Annotated in this window: 27 protein-coding genes; 6 read left to right on the top strand and 21 right to left on the bottom strand. The window is 34.7% G+C overall.

What is annotated here, in order from left to right:
• Nucleotides 1–107 precede the first annotated feature (107 nt).
• The gene (locus tag TY11_RS21105; RefSeq protein ID WP_042145022.1) at nucleotides 108–488 is read right to left on the bottom strand and encodes a DUF3397 domain-containing protein; all 381 of its coding nucleotides are present in this window, start codon (nucleotides 486–488) and stop codon (nucleotides 108–110) included.
• 190 nt (nucleotides 489–678) lie between these two features.
• Here TY11_RS21105 and TY11_RS08480 point away from each other — a divergent pair, with 190 nt between their 5' ends.
• Nucleotides 679–1,158 (top strand): N-acetyltransferase, encoded by a 480-nt coding sequence (locus TY11_RS08480; protein ID WP_042145025.1) that lies wholly within the window; start codon nucleotides 679–681, stop codon nucleotides 1,156–1,158.
• Nucleotides 1,159–1,407: 249 nt separating this feature from the next.
• Here TY11_RS08480 and TY11_RS08485 read toward each other — a convergent pair whose 3' ends face one another.
• From TY11_RS08485 to TY11_RS08500, 4 genes are all read right to left on the bottom strand, one after another.
• The gene (locus TY11_RS08485; protein WP_042145026.1) at nucleotides 1,408–1,887 is read right to left on the bottom strand and encodes an RsfA family transcriptional regulator; all 480 of its coding nucleotides are present in this window, start codon (nucleotides 1,885–1,887) and stop codon (nucleotides 1,408–1,410) included.
• Nucleotides 1,888–1,978: 91 nt separating this feature from the next.
• Entirely contained in the window at nucleotides 1,979–2,743 is a 765-nt protein-coding gene (locus TY11_RS08490) for an enoyl-CoA hydratase/isomerase family protein (RefSeq protein WP_042145028.1), read from the bottom strand.
• Between the two features lie 75 nt (nucleotides 2,744–2,818).
• Entirely contained in the window at nucleotides 2,819–2,992 is a 174-nt protein-coding gene (rpmF, locus tag TY11_RS08495; protein WP_026906013.1) for a 50S ribosomal protein L32, read from the bottom strand.
• Between the two features lie 46 nt (nucleotides 2,993–3,038).
• Nucleotides 3,039–3,563 carry a YceD family protein gene (locus TY11_RS08500; protein ID WP_042145031.1) on the bottom strand — a complete coding sequence of 175 codons (525 nt, stop codon included), beginning with the start codon at nucleotides 3,561–3,563 and terminating at the stop codon, nucleotides 3,039–3,041.
• 181 nt (nucleotides 3,564–3,744) lie between these two features.
• Here TY11_RS08500 and TY11_RS08505 point away from each other — a divergent pair, with 181 nt between their 5' ends.
• Entirely contained in the window at nucleotides 3,745–4,953 is a 1,209-nt protein-coding gene (locus TY11_RS08505) for a nucleotidyltransferase (protein WP_042145033.1), read from the top strand.
• Between the two features lie 93 nt (nucleotides 4,954–5,046).
• Here TY11_RS08505 and TY11_RS08510 read toward each other — a convergent pair whose 3' ends face one another.
• Entirely contained in the window at nucleotides 5,047–6,069 is a 1,023-nt protein-coding gene (locus tag TY11_RS08510) for a SepM family pheromone-processing serine protease (protein WP_042145036.1), read from the bottom strand.
• A 240-nt stretch (nucleotides 6,070–6,309) separates the two neighbouring features.
• Here TY11_RS08510 and ylbJ point away from each other — a divergent pair, with 240 nt between their 5' ends.
• Nucleotides 6,310–7,518: a sporulation integral membrane protein YlbJ gene (gene ylbJ / locus TY11_RS08515; protein ID WP_231495798.1), complete on the top strand. Its 1,209-nt coding sequence runs from the start codon at nucleotides 6,310–6,312 to the stop codon at nucleotides 7,516–7,518.
• A 115-nt stretch (nucleotides 7,519–7,633) separates the two neighbouring features.
• Here ylbJ and coaD read toward each other — a convergent pair whose 3' ends face one another.
• From coaD to TY11_RS08550, 7 genes are all read right to left on the bottom strand, one after another.
• Nucleotides 7,634–8,116 carry a pantetheine-phosphate adenylyltransferase gene (gene coaD / locus TY11_RS08520; RefSeq protein ID WP_042145038.1) on the bottom strand — a complete coding sequence of 161 codons (483 nt, stop codon included), beginning with the start codon at nucleotides 8,114–8,116 and terminating at the stop codon, nucleotides 7,634–7,636.
• Between the two features lie 27 nt (nucleotides 8,117–8,143).
• Nucleotides 8,144–8,698: a 16S rRNA (guanine(966)-N(2))-methyltransferase RsmD gene (gene rsmD, locus TY11_RS08525; RefSeq protein ID WP_042145040.1), complete on the bottom strand. Its 555-nt coding sequence runs from the start codon at nucleotides 8,696–8,698 to the stop codon at nucleotides 8,144–8,146.
• A 410-nt stretch (nucleotides 8,699–9,108) separates the two neighbouring features.
• Nucleotides 9,109–9,384, bottom strand: a complete 276-nt coding sequence (locus TY11_RS08530; protein ID WP_042145041.1) for a YlbG family protein — start codon at nucleotides 9,382–9,384, stop codon at nucleotides 9,109–9,111.
• A 72-nt stretch (nucleotides 9,385–9,456) separates the two neighbouring features.
• The gene (locus TY11_RS08535) at nucleotides 9,457–9,891 is read right to left on the bottom strand and encodes a YlbF/YmcA family competence regulator (protein ID WP_042145042.1); all 435 of its coding nucleotides are present in this window, start codon (nucleotides 9,889–9,891) and stop codon (nucleotides 9,457–9,459) included.
• 55 nt (nucleotides 9,892–9,946) lie between these two features.
• A complete protein-coding gene (locus TY11_RS08540) occupies nucleotides 9,947–10,180 on the bottom strand; it encodes a YlbE-like family protein (RefSeq protein ID WP_042145044.1) in 234 nt (77 codons plus the stop codon).
• Nucleotides 10,181–10,188: 8 nt separating this feature from the next.
• Complete coding sequence (locus TY11_RS08545) at nucleotides 10,189–10,581, bottom strand: YlbD family protein (protein ID WP_042145045.1); 393 nt, start codon at nucleotides 10,579–10,581, stop codon at nucleotides 10,189–10,191.
• 103 nt (nucleotides 10,582–10,684) lie between these two features.
• Nucleotides 10,685–11,758 carry a CAP domain-containing protein gene (locus TY11_RS08550; RefSeq protein WP_042145046.1) on the bottom strand — a complete coding sequence of 358 codons (1,074 nt, stop codon included), beginning with the start codon at nucleotides 11,756–11,758 and terminating at the stop codon, nucleotides 10,685–10,687.
• A 264-nt stretch (nucleotides 11,759–12,022) separates the two neighbouring features.
• Here TY11_RS08550 and TY11_RS08555 point away from each other — a divergent pair, with 264 nt between their 5' ends.
• Together TY11_RS08555 and ytvI are read left to right on the top strand one after the other, a co-directional pair.
• Nucleotides 12,023–12,391: a YugN family protein gene (locus TY11_RS08555; protein ID WP_042145047.1), complete on the top strand. Its 369-nt coding sequence runs from the start codon at nucleotides 12,023–12,025 to the stop codon at nucleotides 12,389–12,391.
• 171 nt (nucleotides 12,392–12,562) lie between these two features.
• Nucleotides 12,563–13,606 (top strand): sporulation integral membrane protein YtvI, encoded by a 1,044-nt coding sequence (gene ytvI / locus TY11_RS08560; protein ID WP_042145050.1) that lies wholly within the window; start codon nucleotides 12,563–12,565, stop codon nucleotides 13,604–13,606.
• Nucleotides 13,607–13,851: 245 nt separating this feature from the next.
• Here ytvI and TY11_RS08565 read toward each other — a convergent pair whose 3' ends face one another.
• The 6 genes from TY11_RS08565 to coxB form a co-directional block, all read right to left on the bottom strand.
• Complete coding sequence (locus tag TY11_RS08565) at nucleotides 13,852–14,307, bottom strand: DUF420 domain-containing protein (protein WP_042145052.1); 456 nt, start codon at nucleotides 14,305–14,307, stop codon at nucleotides 13,852–13,854.
• A 52-nt stretch (nucleotides 14,308–14,359) separates the two neighbouring features.
• A complete protein-coding gene (ctaG, locus tag TY11_RS08570) occupies nucleotides 14,360–15,280 on the bottom strand; it encodes a cytochrome c oxidase assembly factor CtaG (RefSeq protein WP_042145055.1) in 921 nt (306 codons plus the stop codon).
• A gap of 151 nt (nucleotides 15,281–15,431) precedes the next feature.
• Nucleotides 15,432–15,746, bottom strand: coding sequence for a cytochrome c oxidase subunit IVB (gene ctaF / locus TY11_RS08575; protein ID WP_042145058.1), 315 nt, complete (start codon nucleotides 15,744–15,746; stop codon nucleotides 15,432–15,434).
• Between the two features lie 3 nt (nucleotides 15,747–15,749).
• Complete coding sequence (locus TY11_RS08580) at nucleotides 15,750–16,373, bottom strand: cytochrome (ubi)quinol oxidase subunit III (protein ID WP_042145060.1); 624 nt, start codon at nucleotides 16,371–16,373, stop codon at nucleotides 15,750–15,752.
• 1 nt (nucleotide 16,374) lies between these two features.
• Nucleotides 16,375–18,225 (bottom strand): cytochrome c oxidase subunit I, encoded by a 1,851-nt coding sequence (ctaD, locus tag TY11_RS08585; RefSeq protein ID WP_042145063.1) that lies wholly within the window; start codon nucleotides 18,223–18,225, stop codon nucleotides 16,375–16,377.
• 32 nt (nucleotides 18,226–18,257) lie between these two features.
• Nucleotides 18,258–19,319, bottom strand: coding sequence for a cytochrome c oxidase subunit II (coxB, locus tag TY11_RS08590; RefSeq protein WP_042145065.1), 1,062 nt, complete (start codon nucleotides 19,317–19,319; stop codon nucleotides 18,258–18,260).
• An 849-nt stretch (nucleotides 19,320–20,168) separates the two neighbouring features.
• Between coxB and TY11_RS08595 the strand changes: the two genes are divergently transcribed.
• Nucleotides 20,169–21,125 carry a COX15/CtaA family protein gene (locus TY11_RS08595; RefSeq protein WP_042145067.1) on the top strand — a complete coding sequence of 319 codons (957 nt, stop codon included), beginning with the start codon at nucleotides 20,169–20,171 and terminating at the stop codon, nucleotides 21,123–21,125.
• A 29-nt stretch (nucleotides 21,126–21,154) separates the two neighbouring features.
• On the opposite strand, the gene pyc is transcribed toward TY11_RS08595, so the two are convergent.
• Complete coding sequence (pyc, locus tag TY11_RS08600; protein ID WP_042145070.1) at nucleotides 21,155–24,595, bottom strand: pyruvate carboxylase; 3,441 nt, start codon at nucleotides 24,593–24,595, stop codon at nucleotides 21,155–21,157.
• Complete coding sequence (ftsW, locus tag TY11_RS08605; RefSeq protein ID WP_042145072.1) at nucleotides 24,583–25,767, bottom strand: putative lipid II flippase FtsW; 1,185 nt, start codon at nucleotides 25,765–25,767, stop codon at nucleotides 24,583–24,585. The genes pyc and ftsW overlap by 13 nt, the downstream gene beginning before the upstream one ends.
• Nucleotides 25,768–25,770: the final 3 nt, after the last annotated feature.

Here is a 25,770-nt window from a genome sequence, read left to right on the forward strand (position 1 = left end):
CTATAGGTATTGTACAAGAAAGATTGTATTTTATCATGTTTTCTGTTTTGTTACATGTACAGCTAGCTATTTTTAGCAACAAAAATCTATTTCACAACTCTGCACACCTAAACAAGTACACCTCTTAGAATCCCATATAGTACAAGAATAATATACAAGACAAAAAAGAATAGAAAAGATATCCTCCATAATAACTTTAATGCTTTTTGGTAATTGATTTCCAAGTTGTTCCTCCATTGCAGAATAACAATAATAGTAAGTATACATAACATAAATACAATTATATACCCAATATATGCCCCTTCAAATAAATAGGATAGCAAAGTATTCACCGCTATTATGTAAATGATTGTTGTCCAATTAATTGACTTATGAAAGGCTTTTATTGGATTTTGATACATAAATTTTAATGAATAGTAAGTTAAAATGGTTATCAGAATAGGTGCTGTAATAAAAAATGCAAGCAATATTATAAAAAAATCTACCATAAAAGAATGTTCCCCTCTATACTACTAGTACAATAACTTTTTATATTGTATCAAAATATTAAGAATTTGTACTAGGTTTGGGAAATATTTATTATTCCTAATACCAAAATGACATTTCTGTCAATTTTGTATTATAATTAAAGTATAATATTCAAAATAAAATTTCTAACAACAAAGGGGGACGAATTTTATGGGAGACATGAAGGTTGAAAAACTATTAATCAATTATAAGACACTAGAAGAATTTAAACGCTTTAAAGAATATGGAAACCAGGAATTGTCTATGCTAGAAGAATTACAATCTAATATTGTGGAGAACGATAGTGTATCTCCGTTCTATGGCATATATTACGGTGGATCACTTGTTGCCAGAATGAGTTTGTATAGAGTAGACAAAAAATACGACAAATACTTTGAACCACAACATGATTATTTAGAATTATGGAAATTGGAAGTACTTCCACACTATCGTGACAAAGGGTTGGGAAAGAAACTAGTAGAATACGCAAAAGGATATAACCTACCGATAAAAACAAATCCAAGAATAAATTCCCAAGGATTCTGGGAGAAAATGGGGTTCCAAAAAGCAAATTACGAAATGCAAAGAGACTTTGGTCAAAATCCATTGCTCTGGTTACCAAATGGGATAAAAGAAAAAGGCACAAACTAAAATGAAAGCTTTTTCATTTATATGTAACGTGTATCTACGCAAAAGAAGTTGACCAAAATTATCCTTTATATATCACAAAGAGGCTAATATGATTAGCCTCTTTCTTCTTGCGTTTATAATATAATAGCATGATCTTTCTAATATACGGAACGTTTACCAATTCCATCAACGCAAATGAGGTTACCTATGTGTAATCCTTGGAATATAACAATTATTACTAATCCTAAGTATTATTTAATGGCACAAAGCTCAATTTTTATCTTTAATCCATTTCCAAAGATTGCCCATTTCCTCCCAGGCATTTTCGTACCGTTGTAATTGTAATTTTAACTTATTATTTTCTTCTTCCAATTTTTTCAACAATTGTTCCTGTTCTTTTCTTGCCAAATCCTGATGTTCCTCAAAGTTAGATTTCATTTTCTCAAGCAACATAATTGCGGATTCTATCGTATCTTTTTCAGGAGCAGACTTCGAGTTTTCAAAATTCCAAATAGCTTTTCTACCACCAAGTTTACGTTCTTCTTTTGCCCGTTGTATTTGTTCCTGATATTCTTTACGTATCGTTGCATTCCATCTAAATCCACATGCTGCAGAGGTTCTAGATAATTGCTTTGCTACCTCTTTAAAGGCTTCAAGTTGTGTTTTTCCTTCTTTTATATGACGAAGTACTGTTTCTGCTAGTATAACGTCTTCGTCTTCAGTCCAGGCATCCTGCCTTGTCGCATTCATAACATCACTCCTTATCTCTTTGCTATCAATGTATGCACAAAGTAGGAGTGATAGAATACTCTTTAGATAATTTTCTAAATTATTCCTAGTTCTAGTTCCGGTTAAAAAATGCTAATACTGCATTTTTATGCTCTTGTGAATCCCAAAGTGTTGCACATTGTTTCACTTCGTTTTTCATCTTGTCTTTTAAGCCTATCACACCTATCTCATCTAAAAACTGACTCTTTAAGATTTGCATTTGACTATAAGATTTAGTTAAATATGGTTCCAATAGTTTGTCTATATCCGCCCATCCGTTATCATCTATAACTCTATGAATCCAACCTTTTAATTCTAAGGTCTTTTCATCAAAAATAGTACCTTCCATAATCCATTGATTTGCAAAACTAGGATGGATTCTTTTCGCCAAGAGTACTCCACCTCCCCACCCAGGTATAATCCCCAGGTTGGTTTGAACAAATCCAAATTTTGTATCGCTTTTGGCAATTCGTATATCACATGCTGAAGCAAGCTCACAACCTCCTCCAGCAGCACCACCATTCATAAGAGCAATAGTTGGAACCTTAAAAATAGCCAATCGGTATAATACTTCCATCATCTTTAGTAGACTACTTTCAGCTTCAGATGAAGATAGTTCGCCATGCAAATCTGTTAAATCCCCACCAGAACAAAACATCCGGTTTCCAACACCAGTTACAACTAGAAATTTCAAAGGATCTTGATTTGCTTCTTCAAGTACTAGCAATAGTCTCTTCGCCATTTCTATAGATATTGCATTCCGCTTCTCAGGGCGATTAATCGTGATTATTCCATATGCTTTCTCAGGATAAAATTTATATGTAATCGTTTCTCCCATTTGGACATCCTCCTTTATGTATAGATGCAAAAAACAGACCACATTTCTGTGATCTGTTTTGCTTATATCCTGTAATTATTTGCTAACAACTTCTTTTCCATCATATTGCCCACATGATTTACATACATGGTGTGGCTTAGTTAGTTCTCCACAATTTGAACATTCTACCATGCCAGGCACGTGTAATTTGAAATGAGTACGACGTTGTCTTTTAACTTTTTTAGAAGTTCTTGTTTTAGGTACTGCCATGACTTACACCTCCTTCAAATATGAAAGCAAAAACATGAAATAATTCTTATTTTTCTTTCTCGGTATCTTTGAATAATGACTCCAGTTTCTTAAAACGTGGATCAATTTTCACTTCTTTTGGTTTTTCTGAGAGTACTTCCCAATCGTTTCCCTTTTGAATTAACTCATTTGAATCTACTTCATCAGCGAATACTCGATAAGGGACCTCTAATAGAATATTTTCCTTTATAAACGGCATTAAGTCAAGCACTTCTCCATGAATTGGATGAATTTCTGCATCATATTCCTCATCAATATAGGTTGAAGAAGAAAATATCTCTTTTGCATTGATTTTGAATGGATATTGAACATCGACAAGTGTGCGTGCACACGGCAAGATCATTTGACCTGTTATGGTAAATGTGAAGAAAAATTGTTCACCATGCATATTGCAAATACCTTGTATTTGTACAGGATTAATTTTTCGAATGTCATTGTTCATTGTTTCCAGTTCAGAAACATCTACTTCACCAGAGAATGAAAAAGGCTTGTTAAAGGCATTTTTCTTTAATTGTGCTAATGTAAATTTCATTAATTTCACCTCAAGGCAACAAGAGTAATTTTAAAAGGAAAATGTACTTTTGTCAATATATTTTCTTTACAGTAGTGAAAAATATTCTTATTTGTAGCATTCCCTGCCCCTTTTTTCTATAATCAACCATAACAGGAAATAATTATTATGCAACAGTTTAATCATATTTGAGGTGTTTATCATGAATGTTTGCGGATTGATTGTAGAATACAACCCTTTTCATAATGGCCATATATACCATATCAAAGAAGCCCAGAAAGCAACAAATGCAGACTGTATGATAGCTGTAATGAGTGGTTCATTTCTCCAGAGAGGAGAGCCTGCTATTATCGATAAGTTTCACCGGACAAAAGCAGCTCTTTTATCGGGAATCGACATTGTAGTTGAATTACCATATGTTTATGCTGTTCAGAGCAGTGACCTATTTGCTAAAGGTTCTGTATTGACCCTAAATGAATTAGGAGTGGGCAGTATTTGCTTCGGAAGTGAATCTGGTGATATTCAACAGTTCAATCAAGCTTATACCACTTATATCGAAAAACAAGCTAGTTTTCAAGATATGCTCAAGGAAGCCTTAAAAGCCGGAAAGTCATTTCCTGATGCTAGTAAAATAGCTTATGAATCGATTGGGTTAACGAAAGACGGAATGGATTTGTCTAGGCCAAATAATATTCTTGGGTTTAGTTATGTAAAGACAATTTTAGAAAGCAAGCTAGCTATCCAGCCTTTAACAATTAAGAGAAAAAACAGTGAATACCACGATACAGAAATAACAAGTTCAATCGCTAGTGCTACAAGTATCAGAAAGCAAATCTTTGATCATCATGTACAAGTTTCAACATTAAAACACACCATGCCAACTGCCACCGTTGACCAACTTATAGCTTACAACCAAGAAGCAACCACATTCCATCATTGGGAAAATTACTTCCCTCTCCTTCATTACCGGGTTATGACGATGTCCCATGAGGAACTTCGTTTAATCCATGGCGTTGAGGAAGGGATTGAACACCGTATTAAGAAAACTGCAAAGGATGCTCACTCTTTCTACGAATGGGTCGAACGAATAAAAACTAAACGATATACATGGACAAGAATACAACGCATTTTTGTTCATTTACTTACGAACACCCAAAAAACAGAAATCGATATTCTATCTAAATCAATCCCATATGTGCGCCTTTTAGGTATGACGAATAGAGGAAGGGATTATTTGAATAAAATTAAAAAAGATTTAAATGTACCTATTTATCCTAAACTTACTCGCGACTTACACCCAATGCTTCGAGTGGAGGAAAGGGCTTCAAATGCTTATTATAGTATTTTGCCAATCAAAAATAGATATGCATTAATGCAACAGGAATTTAAAGGTCCTATAAAGCTTTTTTAATGACAATATGAGAACGGGGACAGACCCTCAACAACGTAACTAGCTAATGCTTAAATTACAATGTTGAAATCTGTCCCCTTTTTCCCATGGTATTTACTCTAATTCTTCCTGTAAATATTTTAAGGCATCTTCAAACGTATCTACTGGAACAATCATCATATCAGTATTAATTTCTTCTGCAGTTTTCTTAGCAATTTCATAATTGGAGTCCCGACCTCTCCCACCTTCATTAGGTGCAAAAAACACATCAACACCCTCTCGGTCGGCAGCCACTACTTTTTTATCTATTCCACCAATCCTACCAACATTACCTTCATAATCAACTTCCCCAGTACCTGCTATTTGATGTCCTTTTGTTAAATCACCTTCAGTAAGTTGGTCGTATATTTCTAATGAAAACATTAGACCTGCACTCGGACCTCCAATGTTACCACTCGTAAAGGTAATCTCCGGATTAACTCTAACATCCCTATCTGTAACTAATGATATTCCAATACCAATTTGTTTTGTTTCTTGATCGATAATTCCTAATGTAATTTCTTTTGTTAATTCCTGTTCATTTCGAAGAATTGTCAATGTTACTGAATCACCTAATTTTTTCTTTTCAATATAAGAAATTAATTCGATTGATTCATTTATTTCTTTACCATCTATGCCAACGATATGGTCTCCCATCTCTAAAATACCTTCTGAAGGTAAATCAGGTGCAACACTTACAACATAAACACCTTTATAGTCTATTGTAATGTCTTTACCTGCTGCAGTATATGCAACCACTGTTGATGCTTCTTGAGAATTTTCCATCATTTGTAGTTGCGCTTGGAAATATTCATCATCCGAGATACCCTCGGGACGTACATCTTTAATATCCAAAATATCATGATGAGGTAATATATGTGCTAATACAAATTGGACTGGGGTTGCTTGCCCACCTCTAACTGTAACTAGGTGAAAATCCCCTTCGCTTTTGTCAGCACCTTCTACTTGAACAATTGGATTTAAAGCATCAGCACCACCTGGCTTTTGAATATAATACGGTAATTCATATGTAGAAAGAAAAAATGCTATAATTACAGCTGCAAAAAATGAAATTATTTGCCCCTTCGAAAACTTCATAGTAGACCCCTTTCCTAGTAACACATCAGGCCATTCAAACACCTTTATATATAATAAATAATCTGTATGGATAAAAGTGTATGGCATATTCAGGTAATGTATGAGCGTATATTGATATAGATATTTAAAACTTGTCTCATTCAATATATGTTTTGATAAAAGACAATATATCAGACTAGTTTTATTTTACTACTATCAAAAAAATAAGTACAGTTAACCAAATAACTAGGAGGCAGTCTCTTGAAGCAAATATTCAAAACATTCATGCTTGCCGCATTAACCTTTTTCTTCGCATTTACCTTAATAAAATATCCCAGTAATGCATTGGAGGCCAGCATCCGCGGGCTTGACATGTGGTGGGAGGTAGTGTTCCCCTCCCTGCTACCCTTCTTTATTACCGCTGAATTATTACTTAGTTTCGGTGTTGTTAAGTTCTTAGGGGTTGTCTTTGAACCTATTATGCGTCCATTATTTAATGTTCCAGGGGTTGGGAGTTTTGCTTGGATCATGGGTATGGTTAGTGGCTATCCAACTGGGGCAAAAATTTCCGTTCGTTTAAAAGAGCAAAATCAGATTACGCAGGTTGAGGCAGAACGACTAGTTGCTTTTACAAACTCTTCTAGTCCATTATTCATATTTGGGGCTATTTCAGCAGGTTTTTTTCATGATGTTAAATTAGGTGTACTACTTGCGGTCTGTCACTATGTCGGAAATGCTCTTACTGGCATTTGCATGCGTTTTTATGGGCGAAACTTGGATAAGCCCCATAAAAAAGAGAGTCATACGTTCTCCCTTAAAAGGGCATTTTACGCTATGCATGAAACAAGAATAATAGACAAGCGACCAGTTGGGGAGATAATGGGAGATGCTGTTATTAACTCTATCAAGACGCTAGTGATGGTTGGTGGATTTATTATCCTGTTTTCCGTGTTAAACAAAATGTTATTCTTAATTGGTCTTACTCCAATTATAGCAATCCTATTCCAAAGTATATTTCATTTACTTTTCATACCAATTGAACTTGCTCTACCATTTATATCAGGACTCTTCGAAATCACATTAGGTGCTAATATGGTATCCAAAGAAAATATTGACCCATTTCTTGCAAGTGTTATAATTGTTAGCTTTATTCTTGGTTTTAATGGCTTTTCCATTCAAGCACAAGTTGCAAGTATTATTTCAAAAAGTAACATTCGATTTTACCCATATTTCTTCGCTCGCATCTTACATGGCTTTATAGCAAGTATCCTTGCCATACTACTGTATAAGCCACTCTACCTTGATAAAATAGAAATTAATGTAGAAGATATGCCTGTTATAAATCCCGATCATAACAATGAGTGGGTAAATTTTTTAACTGCATTAGAGCAAATTGGGCCAATCATTACAATTGGAACCTTTGCATTAGGATTTATTATCTTATACCGACGCGCTCGGAATAATCATTAGAAACATGGTATACACCTTATTAAGAGGATGGTAAATAAGAAGGAATCTAATGATTCTTGATTACTAAAGAAAGAATGGCTGTCTTTAATAGAGAAATAATAAGACAGCCATTCATTTATTGCTTATATTTTTGTTTTAAGGCTTCCGCAACGACTACCGGAACTAAGTCTGTTACATCCGCTTTATATTTAGCTACCTCTTTTACGATACTCGAACTTAAGAATGAGTATTGATTATTGGTCATCATAAATAACGTTTCAATCTTCGAATTTAATTTTCGGTTCATTGCCGTAATCTGCATTTCGTATTCGAAGTCACTGACTGCCCTTAGACCTCTTAATATAACCTGAGCATTTTTCTCTTCTGCATAATCAATTAATAATCCGCTACTAGAATCCACCTTTACATTAGGAATATGTTTTGTAGATTCTTTGATAAGCTCGATTCTTTCTTCTACAGCGAATAATGGTGATTTAGATTGATTATTAAATACAGCTACAATAACCTCATCAAATACTTTCGATCCTCTTTCAATAATATCTAAATGTCCAAAAGTAATCGGATCAAAACTCCCAGGACAAATTGCCAGTTTAGCCATGCTAGCACCCCTCTATAATTTATTTCGTTACATCTTTTGATAGATCGTTACTCCAATTGTACCCCCGTACTTTGTCTGTTTTATTAAGTTTAGGCCCGAAACCTGCTCTGGTAGTTCATCATTTACATCATGCTCACAATAAATAATACCATCTTCATTCAACAAATGTTCTTTTCTAATGATTTCTAATAGGTCAGCATAGCTTATTTTACTATATGGAGGATCTAAAAAGATTATATCAAATGAAAGTTCTCTTTTTGCTACTGCAGCTAAAGCCCTGTATGCATCCGTGCGGAAAACTTCTATTTGATCATCTAATCTTAATAGAGAAGTATTTTCATGAATTGTTTTTATGGCTTTGGGATGTTTATCTACGAATATGCAGTAATCCATACCTCGACTTAATGCTTCTATACCTAATGAACCACTACCAGCAAATAAATCCAATGCCTTACCACCCCGAAAAAAAGGGCCAATTATTTGAAAAATAGATTCTTTTACCTTATCTGTGGTTGGTCTAGTATTGTTTCCTGGAACAGCCTTCAGCTGCCTTCCCTTATGTATTCCAGCTATTACACGCATCATGCTCACCTCTAATAATCATTCGTTACAATCCTACCATAAAGAAAAAAGATATTAAAATAGAATATGTTCTTTCTAGAAAAAAATATTTACGATGTATATTATTTTTACCTTTGTACATAATAGCTTAATGGAACAGCTAATGCGTAGCTAGGTTGTTTCAAAACACGGAGAAGACTTACACTTCCCCATAAGTTCTCCTCCGGTTTCTCCTCTCCCTTTGCCTTTTTGTTTTCTAGCAAGAAAACAAAGGGACCTGCAGAATTATTTCTGCAGGTTTTTTTATTTCCAGTAACTTTCTGGCGTTATTAGCGCCTCTAAGTGCAAAATTAATATTATATTCTTTTAATATACCTAAATTTAAAAAAATACCTGATACACAAAAAACCTCCCGCTGTTTGCGAGAGGTGTTATATTCCCATTTTATAGTCGTATTGCTTGGCTTTGTCAGGTTTTGCATTTTCGTATTCTGTACGAACAAATGGTTTATAGGAACGATCTACCCTTGAAACAAATGAGTATTTCAATAATTTCGTTTCAATTTCATCAATTTTATCTTGATCCACATACATAACTGCATACTTCAGTCTTCTCGATACATAGACTATATAACCTAGTCGTTTCAGTTGTTTAATGTTTTTAGAATGTTGAAACCAAATAATGATTCCTTGGCGTTTCGTTCTCATGAAAAATCCTCACAATTTTAGGCTTATTTATCAGTAGTTTAACAGAATTACGTCTTAACAGCAATAAGTATGCTAAGAAACCTTACATCCACAGCCTCCACCATGTCCACAACCATGATCCGTTAATGCTGCACCATCTTTTGGTACTTTAATTTGATCACTAACACTAAAAGCAATAAATTGACTTATTTCATCAAGTAAGCCTTGGAATTTACGTTCTGCAATCTTATAAGTTGCTACTTTATCATTTAAATCCATCGCACGTTTCTTCACACGAACGGATTTCATTATGTCAGTATAATCCGGATGATATCTACCAAATCGTTGTACATCTTCATATTGATCTTTCACAGCTGCAAACTCTTTTATTAAGCGCTGTGTTTCTGGGTCGGTATCCATTGCTAGTTTAGCTTTCTTGTACTCTTCATAAACATCAGAGCTTAGCACCATATCTGCTAACATTTCAGATTTATCTAAAATCGTTACATATTCTAAGGTAGCTATCATAATTAATTCACCTCCACCAATAGTTTATCATCTTTTTGGCGAAAATGAAAAACAATTAATCTTTCATCATTTCTGCAAATTGCAAAAGCATCCCTACCATTTGGACATTTTGATTCACTTTTTCAATTTTTTGAGAGAAAGTCTTTCCGTAGTAACGTTTTGACTCTTGTTCAATTTCAGCAACCTTGGAAGGATCCCTTGATAGATATCGATACCATTCTGGATTGTTCCGAATAAAATTTACTAAATCTGGTCTTGAAACTAGATGTTGATATAATTTTTCATCCATGTTTATCACTAATCCCTAAACCAGCCGAAGGGATTGGATTCTTCATGACGAGATCCTTTTTTTGCCCCTTGGTACTGGTCTATTAACTCTTGTATGGTAGAAATCGTTCCACTTAATTGATGAACTTGCTTCTGGACTTTATCTATATCCATATTTTCCGCATACTTCATGAGTTGATTTAGGAAATCCGACTTATTCTTCTCTTTATCCTCGGAATGAAAAGAGTCTTCATCCTCTTTGTAATCATCCCAAAAGGCATCTTTCTCACCCAAAAGCATCCATTTCTCATAATACTCTTGCCAGGAACGGCCTGTTCTTCTAATTTCCTTACGAAGTTTTGGATGTTGATTAATAAAATCTCGGAACTGTTGAATAGTTGGATCTAGAGAGTTATTACCCATATTGTCTCACCCCATTTTAACAGCTTTTCATTTAGGCAATATTTCACTAGTATAAAATATGCTGTTTTCATGGTTCATGTGCACTACTCAGAAGAAGGAAAAACTATTCATCTGATTTTGTTAAAAAGTTTTGGGTGTAATACAGTCGATACACCCCTACACCAAGGTGTGTATAATTTTCATGAAGTAATGCTTCTCGGTGTCCTTTACTATTTAGCCATCCCTCAACGGCAGCAGGAGCGTCAACATATTGGGCCGCGATATTTTCACCAGCTGCAAAATAATAAATTTCTTTTTTCTCAAGACGCTCTTTTAATCCATCTCCATCTGGACTGTAATGAGAGAAATAATTACTTTCTGACATATCTTTACTATGCGAAAAAGCTACCTCACTAACTTTTTCTTCCCATATCAAAATATCTTTATTAAAGCTGTTACGAATAACATTTGTAATATCGAATATCTGTTTCTCCATACCATTCTCTACCTTTTCCCATTCCTTATCTGTTAGATTTGGTAATTCAGGTAATCCCCCACGATACCTAAGTCCATAAGGTCTTTGCAAAAGTAGAACATCACCTGTCATAACTCGAATGGACGAAAGTTTATTCGTAAATGTATCAAAGTATACTTGTGCATATATATTATCCGATAATTTAACTAATGGTCGCATTCTAAGATCCTCTTCATCTAGAAAAAATGTATAGGCCGCTATCCCTTGTCGGTATGTTACTTCTTCTGTAAATTGTAATTCCGCATTAACACTTTTATAACTATCTCCAATTGTTAACGGTTCTATATGAATATCATTACCAGTAGCATAAACCGTTTGAATCTTGTCATCCTTCACCCCGAATTGAATATATTGTGTTTGATTATTTGTATAGATCCACCAGGTGTAGCCATAACTACTTAAATCTTTTCGCTTTGGCTCACCAAGCTCGTCCACTAATTCATCTGTACCTTTACCAATCCAACGGTAAATTTCACCTTTAAATTTTTGTTTTACAATAATATTTTCTGGGACTGACTTCTCTATGAAATCTTTCTGCTTTTGAGAAATATTATGACTGATATTATCTATTGCCTCATCTGGTTCTATTTGTTTTTTTTCTAAAAGAAAAAATGTAATCGCAAATACTATAACAAAGAATAAAAATCCTCTAATCCATCTCATATCTCTAGCCCCTTCTATTAAATCTTATAGTAGACTATATGATTGACTATTAACTATCATGCATAAAAAAATAGAAATAATGGGTAATAGAATTATTCTACCTCCATATTTGTTCTATTAATTTTCAAACGTTACCTAAAAAAATTCGTTACAATTTCATGACTAATCAAATTTAACGCCACTTAAAAGTTCCCATTTTCATTGCAACTTATGACAAATAATACTATTATTAATTTAGTGAGCAAAAATGTGAGGTGTAGAGAAATGAAATTAGAAAACTTAGGAATTGAAGATACAGTCATTGAACTGAAGCCACTTGACCATGTTATGGGATTGCACGCTTTCATTCGTGCTGGACAATGGGACTATGAAAGAGTTACATACGACTACAGAATTGGTTCCAATGAAGAAAATGTTACATATTATATCCGCGTTCAAGGATATGCCATAGAAGGTGATGTTGATCGCAAGGATGCTGTAATTAAATTACTTACCCCCTTACTTGGTAAACACTACTATCCACATGGAATAGAGTATGGAGAAGGCGAAAACTTCCCAGAAAACCTTGTAGAGCGTGCTAATAAAATCTTAGAAAAAGTTAGTGAAGAATTAAAAGCATTAACTGCTGAATAAATCTAACAACAAAAATAAGCCAACTACTCATATCTCCTTGAGTATGTTGGTTTTATTTTTGATTTTCTCATTAGATGTAAAGAAAAAGTCCTATTCACACGCATAAATTCATGCTATATTTTGTATAGTGTTATACAGAAATTTCCGCTTTATGGAGAGGAGAAACTCTTTTTGTTACGTAAAATACTTTTATTTATAATTATTGTTTTATTAATAATTGTTGGATACTTTGTACTATCTTTATCGATACCATTAATAATTGCATTAATTACCGCACTGTCTTTGAATCCTTTAGTTCGACTAATCCAAAATCGCATTAAACTAAACCGGAAAATCTCTGTATTGATTGTTTTTCTATTGTTTCTGATAGTGGTAGGTATAGCAGGTACATTATTAGTTACAAAAGCCGTTGGTCAGGCTATTAATTTTGTTGAAGACGTTCCTTCTCACATAAATAAGATCAATAATATTTACAGTAACTGGGAAGACCGAATAAGTGAGTACGGAAAAGATTTACCAGTTGAATTTGTAGATTCCGTTACAGCAAGCTTTGATACATATGTAACCTCTTTAAATGCAACCTTAAAAGAACATTTAACAATTAATAGAATTGCTGGTATATTCTCTGAAATTCCACAGTATATCGTTAGTATTTTAGTATATTTAATTGCATTATTCCTATTTATGCTAGAATTGCCACTTCTTAGGGAGAAAGTCTATAATATTTTCACCAAAGAAACAGCTGCAAAAGTAGCTTTTATGAATACTAGAATAAAAAGTGTTATCGTTGGTTTTTTTAAAGCTCAGTTCTTAGTCAGTTTAATTATATTTGTTGTATCTTTAATTGGATTATTCATTATTGCACCTGAAGTTGCTTTAATCATGTCATTAGTCATTTGGATCATTGATTTAATTCCAATTATTGGCTCTATTATTATTCTAGGTCCTTGGGCTTTAGTCATGTTTATGGCTGGTGATGTTCCGATGGGAATTGAGCTATCAATACTAGCAGTAATCCTACTTGCAATAAGAAGAACAGTGGAACCAAAAGTCATGGGAAAACATATGGGCCTCTCCCCTCTTGCAACACTAGTTTCAATGTTTTTGGGACTTAAAATATTCGGTTTGTTAGGATTTATCATTGGACCTTTAATTGTCATTATTTATATTTCTGCAAGAGAAGCAGGGATACTAAAGTTAAATATTAAAATATAATAGATTTACTAACTTGTAGCTGCTACAGTTTGTTGCTATTAATTGAAAATGCGCGGTAATTAATAAACATTAGTAGAGCTTCATACCCGCTCCGGAAATCACTATCCTCTTTAATTATAGGGGAATTGACAGTAGATACCGCGCAGTTTCTATCTACTATTTGTTAAATACCGATATAAAAAACAACAATCTTTTAGAAAACAGCCTTAATAAAAAAAAGTGATAGCATACTGCTATCACTTTTTTTATGTACCTAAAATTGCTTTTATTAAACTTGTTGTTTGACCACCATCAAATAAAACATAAAGTAAGAAATATACTGCTATACCAGTAACAGCTGATCCGAACCAAATTATGGCTGTAATAGGCCCTATTTTACGGTGCTTAGTAATTTTTCTTTTAAAAGCTAAGTAAAGTGTCACAACTCCAAAAATTGCTCCAGTCGTCGCTAAAAAAATATGAAAAATCAAAAATATCGTGTAGTAAATTTTCAATTCTTCCGGTCCGCCAAAACTTGTATTTCCAGTGAATATCGTCCGTGACATATAAATAATAAAGAAAAATAGTGCACTTATTGCGGCAGCCACCATAGTCTTCTTATGTGCCTTTGGTCTGTCTGTAACGATAAATCTCCAGCCAACTGCAACTAATACAGCACTAAGAAAAATAAAAAAAGTGCTAATCGTAGGTAATATTGCCATGTTATTATTCCTCTCCTACTAAAAGGGAAAGAGGGCCTCCCCCTCCCAATTATTAATTTACATCATTTGTTTGAGCATTAGCCGGTAAAGGATCTATTTTTAATGTTTCCGGACTAAACCAAGCATAGAAAACTTTTGCTAATATTGATCCATAGACAATCTCTTGCATAATCTTCATAATGATTCCACCAAGTTGCTGATCTTCTAATGTACTCATTGAAGTGAACATTTCAGGACCTGTAATCTTGAAAGTAGACGCAAGACCCGACAAAATATCCGCTGGTACACATAATGCTAGTGCTTGAATCCAAGCACCACCAGAACTATAAGCTGCAAATAATGGTGCATCTGAAAAAATAATTAATACACAAGCTGGTGTAATTAAAACACTGTTTCCAAAGATATAAAATATCTTTCCAAGTGGGTGCTTAATTTGGGAAAATTCTTTAACTGGTGACATAATTGGAAACCAGACTAAGAAACCAGCTATCAAAAGTACTAAATGAAAAGATGTATGAAAAATTGGTGATGATTTGGTTAAATCAAAAATAAACGGTATATGATACATGGAAAATAAACCATTAAATAATATGATCGAAATTAGTGGGAAAGATAGCACTTTCATAACTGATTTTATCACAGGTTTAAGCAATACCTTTTTCCAAATCCACACAGGAATACCTTTAATCATTAATATTGGAAATACGATTAAATATATCGCCATTTGAATCATATGAGCGGTAAGGGTAATATGAGTTAAAAGATCAACTGGTGACCCCTTAACAATATAAAGTAGGACCAGTCCAAAATAAAAAAAGCTTTGTTGTTTTACTGACGGCTTATCCTTCACTCCAAACTTATGGCGTAGAGGTCCAGTAATTAAGAAATATGTAACCCCTAATAAAGCAACAAATAAAAAGAAATAAGGACTCCATAATGCACGAAATCCAAACAATTGTAAATTAAGCCACATTGTAATTCACTCCATAGTTAACCTATTATCTATCCTTTTAATTATAACCTAATTTCAAAGTAGAAACACTGATTTATTGTGACAACTTTTTTAATAAATTTGCAGGAAATAAAATAGGACCGGGGATACTTTTCCCCGATCCTAATTATGATTACCACCAAATTACTAGGTTAAGTGCAGCTATTGTTAAGATAGCCGCCCATACGCCACCATAGATCATAACGGATACCATTTCATGGCCTTTATCTTTCATATGCATGAAATAGTAAAACTGAAATGCAACCTGGATTAGTGCTAGGACTAGTAATAGTGGAATAGCAAGCATTTTACTCATCATACCAGAGCCTACAATTAAAAATGCAAAGATTGTAAAAATGATCATTGTGGCAAAGGTAATTAACTGTTTTTTCATTTCTTCTTTATTTTGTTGTCTTTGAAATTCACTGGATTTGGTGTTATTTGCCATTGTTTACGCCACCTTCCCCATTAGGTATACCACAGTAAAGATGAATACCCATACAACATCGATAAAGTGCCAATATAAACTAAATGTATTGAACTTTGGTGCATTGTATAGATTTAATCCACGCTTAGCATTTCGAATCATAATAGCAGATAGCCAGCAAAGTCCAAATAGTACGTGACCTCCATGGAATCCTACTAGCGTATAGAATGCAGATCCAAATGCAGAAGAACGGAATGTAAATCCGTATTCATGGATATAGTGATAAAACTCATAAATTTCACAGCCAAGGAACCCGATACCAAGCAGTCCTGTAATCCCTAACCACAATTGCATCTTTTTAAAATCGTTATTTTTCATATGATACATTGCGTACACACTTGTTAAAGAACTAGTTAAAAGAAGCATTGTCATAAGAAATACTAATTCTAACCCGAAAAGGTCTTGGGATGTTGGACCTCCAGCAGTAGAATTTTTCAAAGCTAGATACGTACCAAAAAGGCTGGCAAATAGAACAGTTTCTCCACCTAGGAAAAACCATAACCCTAGAAATTTGTTCTTCCCTTCAAGGGTTGCCTTCTCAGGATGCTGCGGCATGACTTCAGGGTTTAAGGAATGATCGTGACTCATATTAGTCAGCCTCCTTTTCTAGTTCTTCTTTCGTGATATGATAACCATGGTCATCTTTTAATGAACGAATTAACATACAAGCTAATGCTAATCCCATACCACCAAACAAGAAGATATAAGCTACATCAGTAACCGTTTGATAAATAAATCCGAAACCTGCAATAAAGAAACCTACTGACATTAAGAATGGCAGAATTGATCCATTTGGCATATGGATCTCACCAACAGGTTCTGCTGGAGTCATCTTACCATTACCTTCCATTTTTTCAATCCATAATGGATCTAGACCACGAACTAATGGAAGTTGCTTAAAGTTATAATGTGGTGTCGGTGAAGCTACAGCCCACTCTAACGTACGACCATCCCATGGATCTTGTGGAGCTGGTTCTTCTTTAATCCAACTATAGATAGCATTATAAAGGAAAATAATTACTCCAATTGCCATGAAGAATGCACCAATTGTACTAATTAAGTTACCTGTATCCAGTCCTTGGTTTTCTAGGAATACCCAATAACGACGAGGCATACCCATTAACCCTAGGAAGTGTTGGATGAAGAACGTTAAATGGAATCCAATGAAGAAATTCCAGAATGCCCATTTCCCAAGTTTTTCATTAAGAACTCTTCTAAACATAATTGGCCACCAATAATGTAATGCAGCCATAATTCCAAATACAACACCACCTACAATTACGTAGTGGAAGTGAGCAATAACAAAGTACGTATCATGGTATTGGTAGTCTGCTACAGATGTCGCAACCATTATCCCTGTCATACCACCAATTGTAAATGAAGGAATGAATGCTAATGACCAAAGCATTGCAGAGTTTATCGTAATGTTACCGCCCCATAATGTTAATAGCCAGTTGAAAATCTTAATACCAGTTGGAACTGCAATTGCCATAGTTGCAATAGCAAATATTGAGTTCGCTACAGGACCCATACCAACTGTGAACATGTGGTGAGCCCATACCATGAATCCTAAAAATGCAATTAGGATAGTTGCAAATACCATTGCAGTATAACCAAACAAACGTTTCTTAGAGAATGTAGCAAATATTTCACTAAAGATACCGAACGCCGGTAAGATTAATATATAAACTTCTGGGTGACCAAAGATCCAGAATAGATGTTGCCAAATAATACTATTTCCACCAAGGGCAACATCAAAGAACGCTGAACCAAACATACGGTCAAACATTAATAAGAATAGACCAACAGTTAAAGCCGGGAATGCGAATAATATTAGTACACTTACTACAAATGTAGTCCAAGTAAATAATGGCATACGCATATATGTCATACCAGGTGCACGCATATTAACAATTGTTACGAGGAAGTTAATTCCTCCCATTAATGTACCAGCACCAGATATTTGTAGACCTAAGATGTAATAATCCACACCATGACCAGGTGAAGTGGTTGATAGTGGCGCATAAGCTGTCCAACCAGCATCAGGAGCACCAGTGAACCAACTTACGTTTAACATAATTCCACCTAAAAAGAATAACCAAAATCCTAAAGCGTTAACGAATGGAAATGCCACATCACGTGCTCCAATTTGGAGTGGCATGACAGCATTCATTAGACCTAGCAGTAATGGCATGGCAGCAAAGAAAATCATTGTTGTACCATGCATGGTAATCATTTCATTGTACAAACCAGCAGAAAGAAAGTCATTCTCTGGTTTTATTAATTGGATACGAATAAGCATAGCTTCTAATCCACCGAGTAGGAAAAAGAAACCTCCACCATAAATATATAGTTTCCCTATTTTTTTATGGTCAACAGTTGTCAAGTAATCCCATAATACGGCAGCGAAGCTTGTTTTCTGAGCAGTTGCTGTACTCACAAAATAAACCTCCCTTTTTCAATCTCAAGACCCTATTTTAATCCACCAGCACTCTCGATAGTGATTTCAGATGGCTTTAATTGCAATAAATACTCTGCAATAAGTGCTGCATCTTCCTTACTAACTTCTGGATAAGCTCCAGTCATTTTATTTCCTGGTTTGATTAATTCAGGATTTACAATCCATTCAATTAGTTTTTCTTTTGTCATTTCCTCTACACCAGCAAGCTTAGTTCTGTCACCGAAGTTTGTAAGGTTCGGGCCAACTGCTGCAGGTGATGAACCGATAGCATGACAACCTATACAGTTGTTTTGCTGGAATAGCTCTCTACCTTGAGCCGCTGCATCAGAAGCAGGTTCAGCAGTTTCAGGATCAAAGTTTTGCATGTCTGCAACCCATTGTTCAAATTCTTCTTGGCTAACTACAACAACCTTAAAGTCCATTAAAGAGTGAGACGGTCCACAAAACTCTGCACATTTACCCCAATAAACTCCCTCTTCATATGCATCGATGTAAAAAGTGTTTTCATTTTCTGGGTTTACATCCAGCTTACCCGATAATGTTGGAACCCAGAAAGAATGGATTACATCAGATGATTTCATATTAAAGTAAACTTTAGAGTTTACAGGGATATAAACATCTTGACTTGTCTGGATATCTAGACCCTCATAATCAAAATGCCACCAATACTGGTTTCCAGTAACATTAATGTTTAAGTGGTCAGAAGCACTAGCATCATCAGCTAAGTCAAACTCATAAATAACTGTTGGCACTGCGATAATGATTAATAGTAAAATCGGAATAATGGTCCAAACCGTTTCTAATGTTTTGTTTCCTTCAACTTGCTTTGGAATATAATCTTCTCGCCCTTTTTTCTTACGGAATTTAACAAGAGCAAGAACTAACAGTACCATAACGATAACCAAAACAAATGACATGATAACAGTAGGTAAAATAATTAAATCCATTGACTTATCGGAGCCATATCCTTTGGGATCCAATGCAGTTAAGTTTTCCTTACCACAGGCTGATAGAAACAATGCTACTAAACCAAATAGGGATAAAACTTTAAATTTTCCCATCCAACCTTTCATGATTTATACCTCTCTTTCTATTTTTCCTTCCTTATATATAGGTAATTTAGTAAGGACCTTATTTATTAATAGGAAAGTAAATTTTTTCTATCCTTCCCCTTTAGTCACCATGAACATTTCCTTTTGTTCAAATATTACGTGACAATATTTAATATACCTAAAAAAGCCAAAAATATTGTAACTAAAAGGAAAGTAATGATGAAGGCAAGTACAATTTCAATTTTTGTAAGCACATTCATGTTGCAATTTTGAAAATAAATTCTTTTATTTCCGCAAGTACAATAGCAATTTCCATTTTTTTGAGGAAGTTGTCACTTTAAAACCCCATCCTGTATACCCCCCTTTTAACCCCCAAAATAAAAGGAACATATGTAACAAGCATACTTACCTTTAGCTTATTAGTTACTATAACCCTAAAGTATGCTATCTATAATGCCAATTGTATCACGGTTCAACCTTACAATCTAATTGCCTTCAGGTGGTAATCTGTCGAATTCGCTCGATAACTTCTGACAATTTTGTGAACTTTTAATTACAAACAAATAAAAGGCTATATCGCCTTTCTCAACAATTCAATCATCTATGTAATTGATGAGCCAGAAGCATTCGCAAATTTACAGAATATCCCCTATACTATTTCTAGCAGACAATGAAAAAGTTTGCAAGGTTTTTTTACTATTTCCAGTAGTTCCTTAATCAATTGCATCAAATGTTTAACAATTATGTGTCAATTCATGTTTCAACCTGAAAATTGTTTGCTTTATTATAAGATTAAAGTTTATTATTGAGAGTGGTATCATCAGTACTTGTAAAATATAACAACAGGATATAAAGTGAGGATAATGATTTATGATTAAAACTTTAAAATGGCTCTCGGTTCTTGCCGTCATTGGAATGACATTTGTTCTAATAGGTGGAGCGTTAGTAACTAAAACAGAATCTGGAGATGGTTGTGGCGATAGTTGGCCACTGTGTAAAGGTGAATTAATTCCATCCAAAATAGATATGGAATTAGTAATTGAGTTAAGTCACAGATTAGTTTCAGGATCGGTAGGAATTATTGTTCTTATACTAGCTTATTTATCTTGGAAACATATTGGTGAAATTAGAGAAGTTAAATTTTTGTCAATATTATCAGTTGTTTTCCTTGTTCTACAAGGACTGATAGGTGCTGCAGCAGTGATATGGGGACAATCAGACTTTGTACTTGCAGCACATTTTGGAATATCCTTAATTTCATTTGCAGCGATATTTTTGTTAATGTTACTTATTTTTGAAATCGATAAGAAATTTGATGCTTCATCATTACATATAAAAAGGAAGCATCGAAAAGAAATATATGCCCTAACGTCCTATACATTATTGGTTGTATATACAGGGGCACTAGTTAGGCATGTCAATGCAAATTTAGTTTGTGGTGATTGGCCATTCTGTACCAATACAGCTCCACTCGATTTTGCTTCTTATAGTTTTGAGCAGTGGGTACAGATGGGTCATCGCTTGGCAGCAGGAATATTATTCATCTGGACTGTATCCTTATTTATACGAATAATAAAAAACTACCGGCATAGTAAAGTAATGTACTGGGGATGGATCAGTACTGTTTCTCTAATTTCACTCCAAGTAATATTTGGCGCACTCATTATTTTCACTTTATTAAACTTAGTAATTGCATTAATGCACGCACTAGTAATCACTTGTTACTTTGGAATGCTAAGTTACTTTATTCTCTTATCAACAAGAAGTGCAGCAATGGAAAAGAATAGTCAAAAAGACATTAAAGCAGTAAATACTAATATAAAATAAATAAGGCAGCCGTTTTGGCTGCCTTATTTCTATTCAAACTCAATTAATAAATCATTTACTTCGATTGTATCACCATCGTGAACATGGATAGATTTAATTACTCCACTAAATGGCGCTTGAACAGTAGTTTCCATTTTCATGGCTTCAGTGATTACTAATTCATCACCTTTTTCTACTCTTCCCCCAGGATCACAAACAACTTTTAGGACCGTCCCTGGCATAGTAGCACCAATTTGTTTTGCATTTCCTTTATCCGCTTTTGGTCTAGCAATGACTTGTGTCTGTACACTCTTATCTCGAATGATAACCTGACGTGCTTGACCATTTAATTCAAAATACACAACTCTTGTTCCATCTTCCCTTGGTTGAGAAATGGATATTAACTTCACAATTAATGTTTTACCTTGCTCAATCTCTACCTCAATAACTTCACCTATATTCATTCCATAGAAAAATGTTGGGGAATCGAGAACAGATACATCACCATATTCCTCATAAAAGTGATGATAATCCATAAATACCTTTGGATATAGAGCATATGCAATCATATCAAAGCTAGTAACTTGACGATCAAGGGTTTTAAATAAACTATCTCTCATATGTTTGAAATTAACAGGTTCTAATAATTGACCAGGTCTTTCGGTAATAGGCTTTTTACCTTTTAGAATAATACGTTGTAATTCTTTTGGAAAACCTTGATATGACTGACCAAGGTATCCACTTGCAAGTTCAACAACAGAATCAGGAAAATCAATTGTGTCACCTTTTTCATAGACATCGTCTTCTGATAAGTTATTTTGTACCATGAAAAGCGCCATATCCCCCACTACCTTAGAAGAAGGTGTTACCTTCACAACATCACCAAACATGTCATTAACCCGACGATACATCGTTTTCACTTCAGCCCAACGGTCACCTAAACCAACTGCTTTTGCTTGTTGTCTAAGATTACTATATTGTCCGCCAGGCATTTCATGTTGGTAAATCTCAGTATGTGGTGCTTTCATTCCACTTTCAAATTCATGATAGTATTCTCGAACATCTTCCCAGTAATTGCCTAACTTTTCATAGCTCTGAATGTTAATTCTAGGTTGTCTTTCCAGACCTTCTAGTGCATGGTACAAGGTTTGCGCACTTGGTTGTGAGGTTAATCCTGCCATTGGTCCGTTGGCAACATCAACTACATCAACGCCAGCATCAATTGCACGTGCATACATATGAACGCCATTACCACTTGTATCATGGGTATGCAAATGAATTGGAATTCCTACTGTATCCTTCAACTCTGATATCAAGCGATATGCCGCTTCTGGCTTTAATAATCCAGCCATATCCTTAATTCCTAAAATATGAGCACCTGAGGATTCAAGTTCTTTAGCCAAATTTTTGTAATAAGATAAGTCATATTTCGTACGTGTACGGTCCAATATATCGCCCGTATAACACATTGCAACCTCTGCAATTTTATTTTGATCACGAACTGCTTGAATCGCTGGCCTCATACCGTCTACCCAATTTAGACTGTCAAAGATCCGGAAAACATCGATTCCAGCACTTGCGCTTTTCTCTACAAACTCCTCAATTAAATTATCAGGATAATTTTTATAGCCAACTGCATTACCTGCTCTTAGTAGCATTTGGAGAAGTACGTTTGGTATTTTCTCCCTTAAGGATAGTAATCGCTCCCAAGGATCTTCTTTTAGGAATCTATAGGCAACATCAAAGGTAGCTCCTCCCCACATTTCCACAGAAAATAAGTTTGGTAATAACTTAGCTGTTGGTTCAGCAATTTTCTCTAAATCCTTTGTACGGATTCGTGTGGCTAATAAAGATTGATGGGCATCACGGAAAGTTGTATCAGTTAATAACACTTCCGTTTGGTCCTTCAACCAATTTGCTAAACCTTCAGGACCTTCTCCTTCTAGAATTTGCTTTGTTCCATTTGTAAAATCAAGATGGTCAGCTTTAGGAACAACCGGAATATCAAACGCTGGTTTTGCTTTTTTTGTAACCCCTTCAAAACCATTCACAGTTGTTTCCCCAATAAAGGTAAGCATTTTAGTACCACGGTCTTTACGTTTAGGAAATACAAACAGTTCAGGAGTCTCATCAATAAATGTTGTATTGTACTCACCGGTTATAAATTGCTGATGAAGCATAACGTTTTCTAAGAATGGTATATTTGTCTTAATTCCTCTAATACGAAATTCTTTTAAGTTCCGAACCATTTTTTGCACAGTTTGTTCAAAAGTTAATGCCCATGTTGATACCTTAACGAGTAACGAATCATAATGTGGTGTTATTTCTGCTCCTTGGAAGCCATTTCCAGCATCTAATCGAACACCAAATCCTCCACCAGTACGATATGCCATAATCTTACCGGTATCTGGCATAAAGTTATTTAATGGGTCCTCTGTTGTTACACGAGATTGTATTGCATATCCTTGTGTTGATATTTTATCTTGTTCCGGAATACCAATGGATGGATCATGAATGTTTTGTCCATCAGCAATTTTAATTTGTGTTTGAACAATATCTACACCAGTAATTAATTCTGTAATGGTATGCTCTACTTGAACACGAGGATTTACTTCTATAAAATAAAAGTCATTGTCTTTTACTAAGAACTCTACAGTCCCTGCATTTAGATAATCTACATTTTTCATTAATTGTACAGCAGCATCACAGATTCTTTCTCTTAATTCTTCCGATAAAGATAAGCTTGGTGCGACCTCTACCAATTTTTGGTGCCTTCTTTGTATAGAGCAATCACGTTCGTATAGGTGGACAATATTGCCATACTGATCACCAATAATCTGTACCTCAATGTGTTTTGGATGTTCAATTAGTTTTTCTACATAAACTTCATCACTACCAAATGCCGCTTTTGCCTCTGACTTAGCTCGTTCGTAACTTTCCCTTACAGTGTTAGCACTTCTTACAATACGCATGCCACGGCCACCGCCACCAAGTGAAGCTTTAATAATAATTGGATATCCATATGTATCACCGAAGGATTCAACTTCTTCTACAGAAGTAACTGGTCCATCCGTTCCTGGTATTACTGGTAGACCAGCTTTAACTGCTTGGCTTCTTGCTCTTACTTTGTCACCAAACATATTCAAATGCTCACTAGTTGGTCCGATAAAAGTAATTCCTTCTTCTTCGCAACGCTTTGCAAATTCGATGTTCTCTGATAAAAATCCATAGCCAGGATGGATTGCATCTACCCCTACACGTTTAGCTATTTCAATTATTCCATCAATATCTAAATAAGCATCAATAGGTTTCTTACCTTCTCCAACAAGGTAGGACTCATCTGCTTTATAACGGTGATAAGAGCCCAAATCCTCTTTGGAGTATATTGCAACAGTGCGAATATTAAGTTCAGTACATGCTCTAAATACACGGATTGCAATCTCACCACGATTGGCAACTAATACCTTCCTAATCATATTTAACTTGACCATTTTGTTCCTCCTTTAATAGACGGATTACTAGGAATATCATTTTCACTTACAGGAGCAAGTTCCCGCTCTTTCTTTTTAACCGTCATAGCAATATTATTTAAAACACCCATAGAAGCTAATAAGATTAGTAATGAAGAACCACCATAGCTTACAAAGGGTAGAGTTACACCAGTTATTGGTAAAATCCCACTAGCTGAACCGAGATTTATAAACGTTTGAATTCCAATCATAGATGAGATACCTATAGCGAGTAAAGCACCAAAACTATCATTGCATTTTCTAGCAATAAATATCCCTCTTAGTACTATTGTAGCAAGCAATCCAATAACAATAACCACACCAATAAAACCTAATTCTTCTGCAATAATCGCCATAATGAAATCGGTGTGAGGTCCAAATAAATACCCCAGCTTCTGAACACTTTGCCCAAGTCCTTCACCCGTCAAACCTCCAACCCCAATAGCAACATAAGATTGAATTAGTTGATAACCATCAGCTTGTGGTGACTCAAAAGGTTCATAGGCTCCGGTAAAACGGCTTATCCTTTCATCTGTTACCATATTCGGTATAGCTATCGCCACCACTATCAAGCCTATTGCAATTAATAAAAATAAATGCCTAAATCGTATACCCGAACTAAAAATTACTGAACAGGCAATTAGGAAAATTATTGCAGCTGTTCCGATATCCGGTTGGGCAATTATTAAAATGAGAATTAACCCTGTTAATATTAATGGCGGAAGTACTCCTCTATTAAAGTTATTAATGTAAGCTTGTTTTTTGGAATAAACAGAAGCTAAGTACATAATGATTCCAAGTTTAGCAAACTCTGAAGGTTGAAGGTTTAATGGCCCAATACTAAGCCATGACTGAGCATTATTTGCACCATGCCCGAATATATCTACAGCAATTAATAATAAGATAATTCCTAATACAATTATCTTAATTAGTTTTTGATAATTCCTATACGGAAAAAGTGTACAAAACAAAAATCCAACTAACCCTAAACCAAACCACTGTAGCTGTCTTACTAAATAGTGTGTGCTATCATATCCTTCAACCACAACAGCCATTACCATACTTGCACTATAGATCATCACTATTCCAAATCCTGTTAATATGATTGGTGCTATAAGGAGTGTAAAGTCACAATCTTTTATTTTTCGAAACATCTT

It is taken from the genome of Paucisalibacillus algeriensis (assembly GCF_000577245.1).
Taxonomy (GTDB): Bacteria; Bacillota; Bacilli; order Bacillales; family Amphibacillaceae; genus Ornithinibacillus.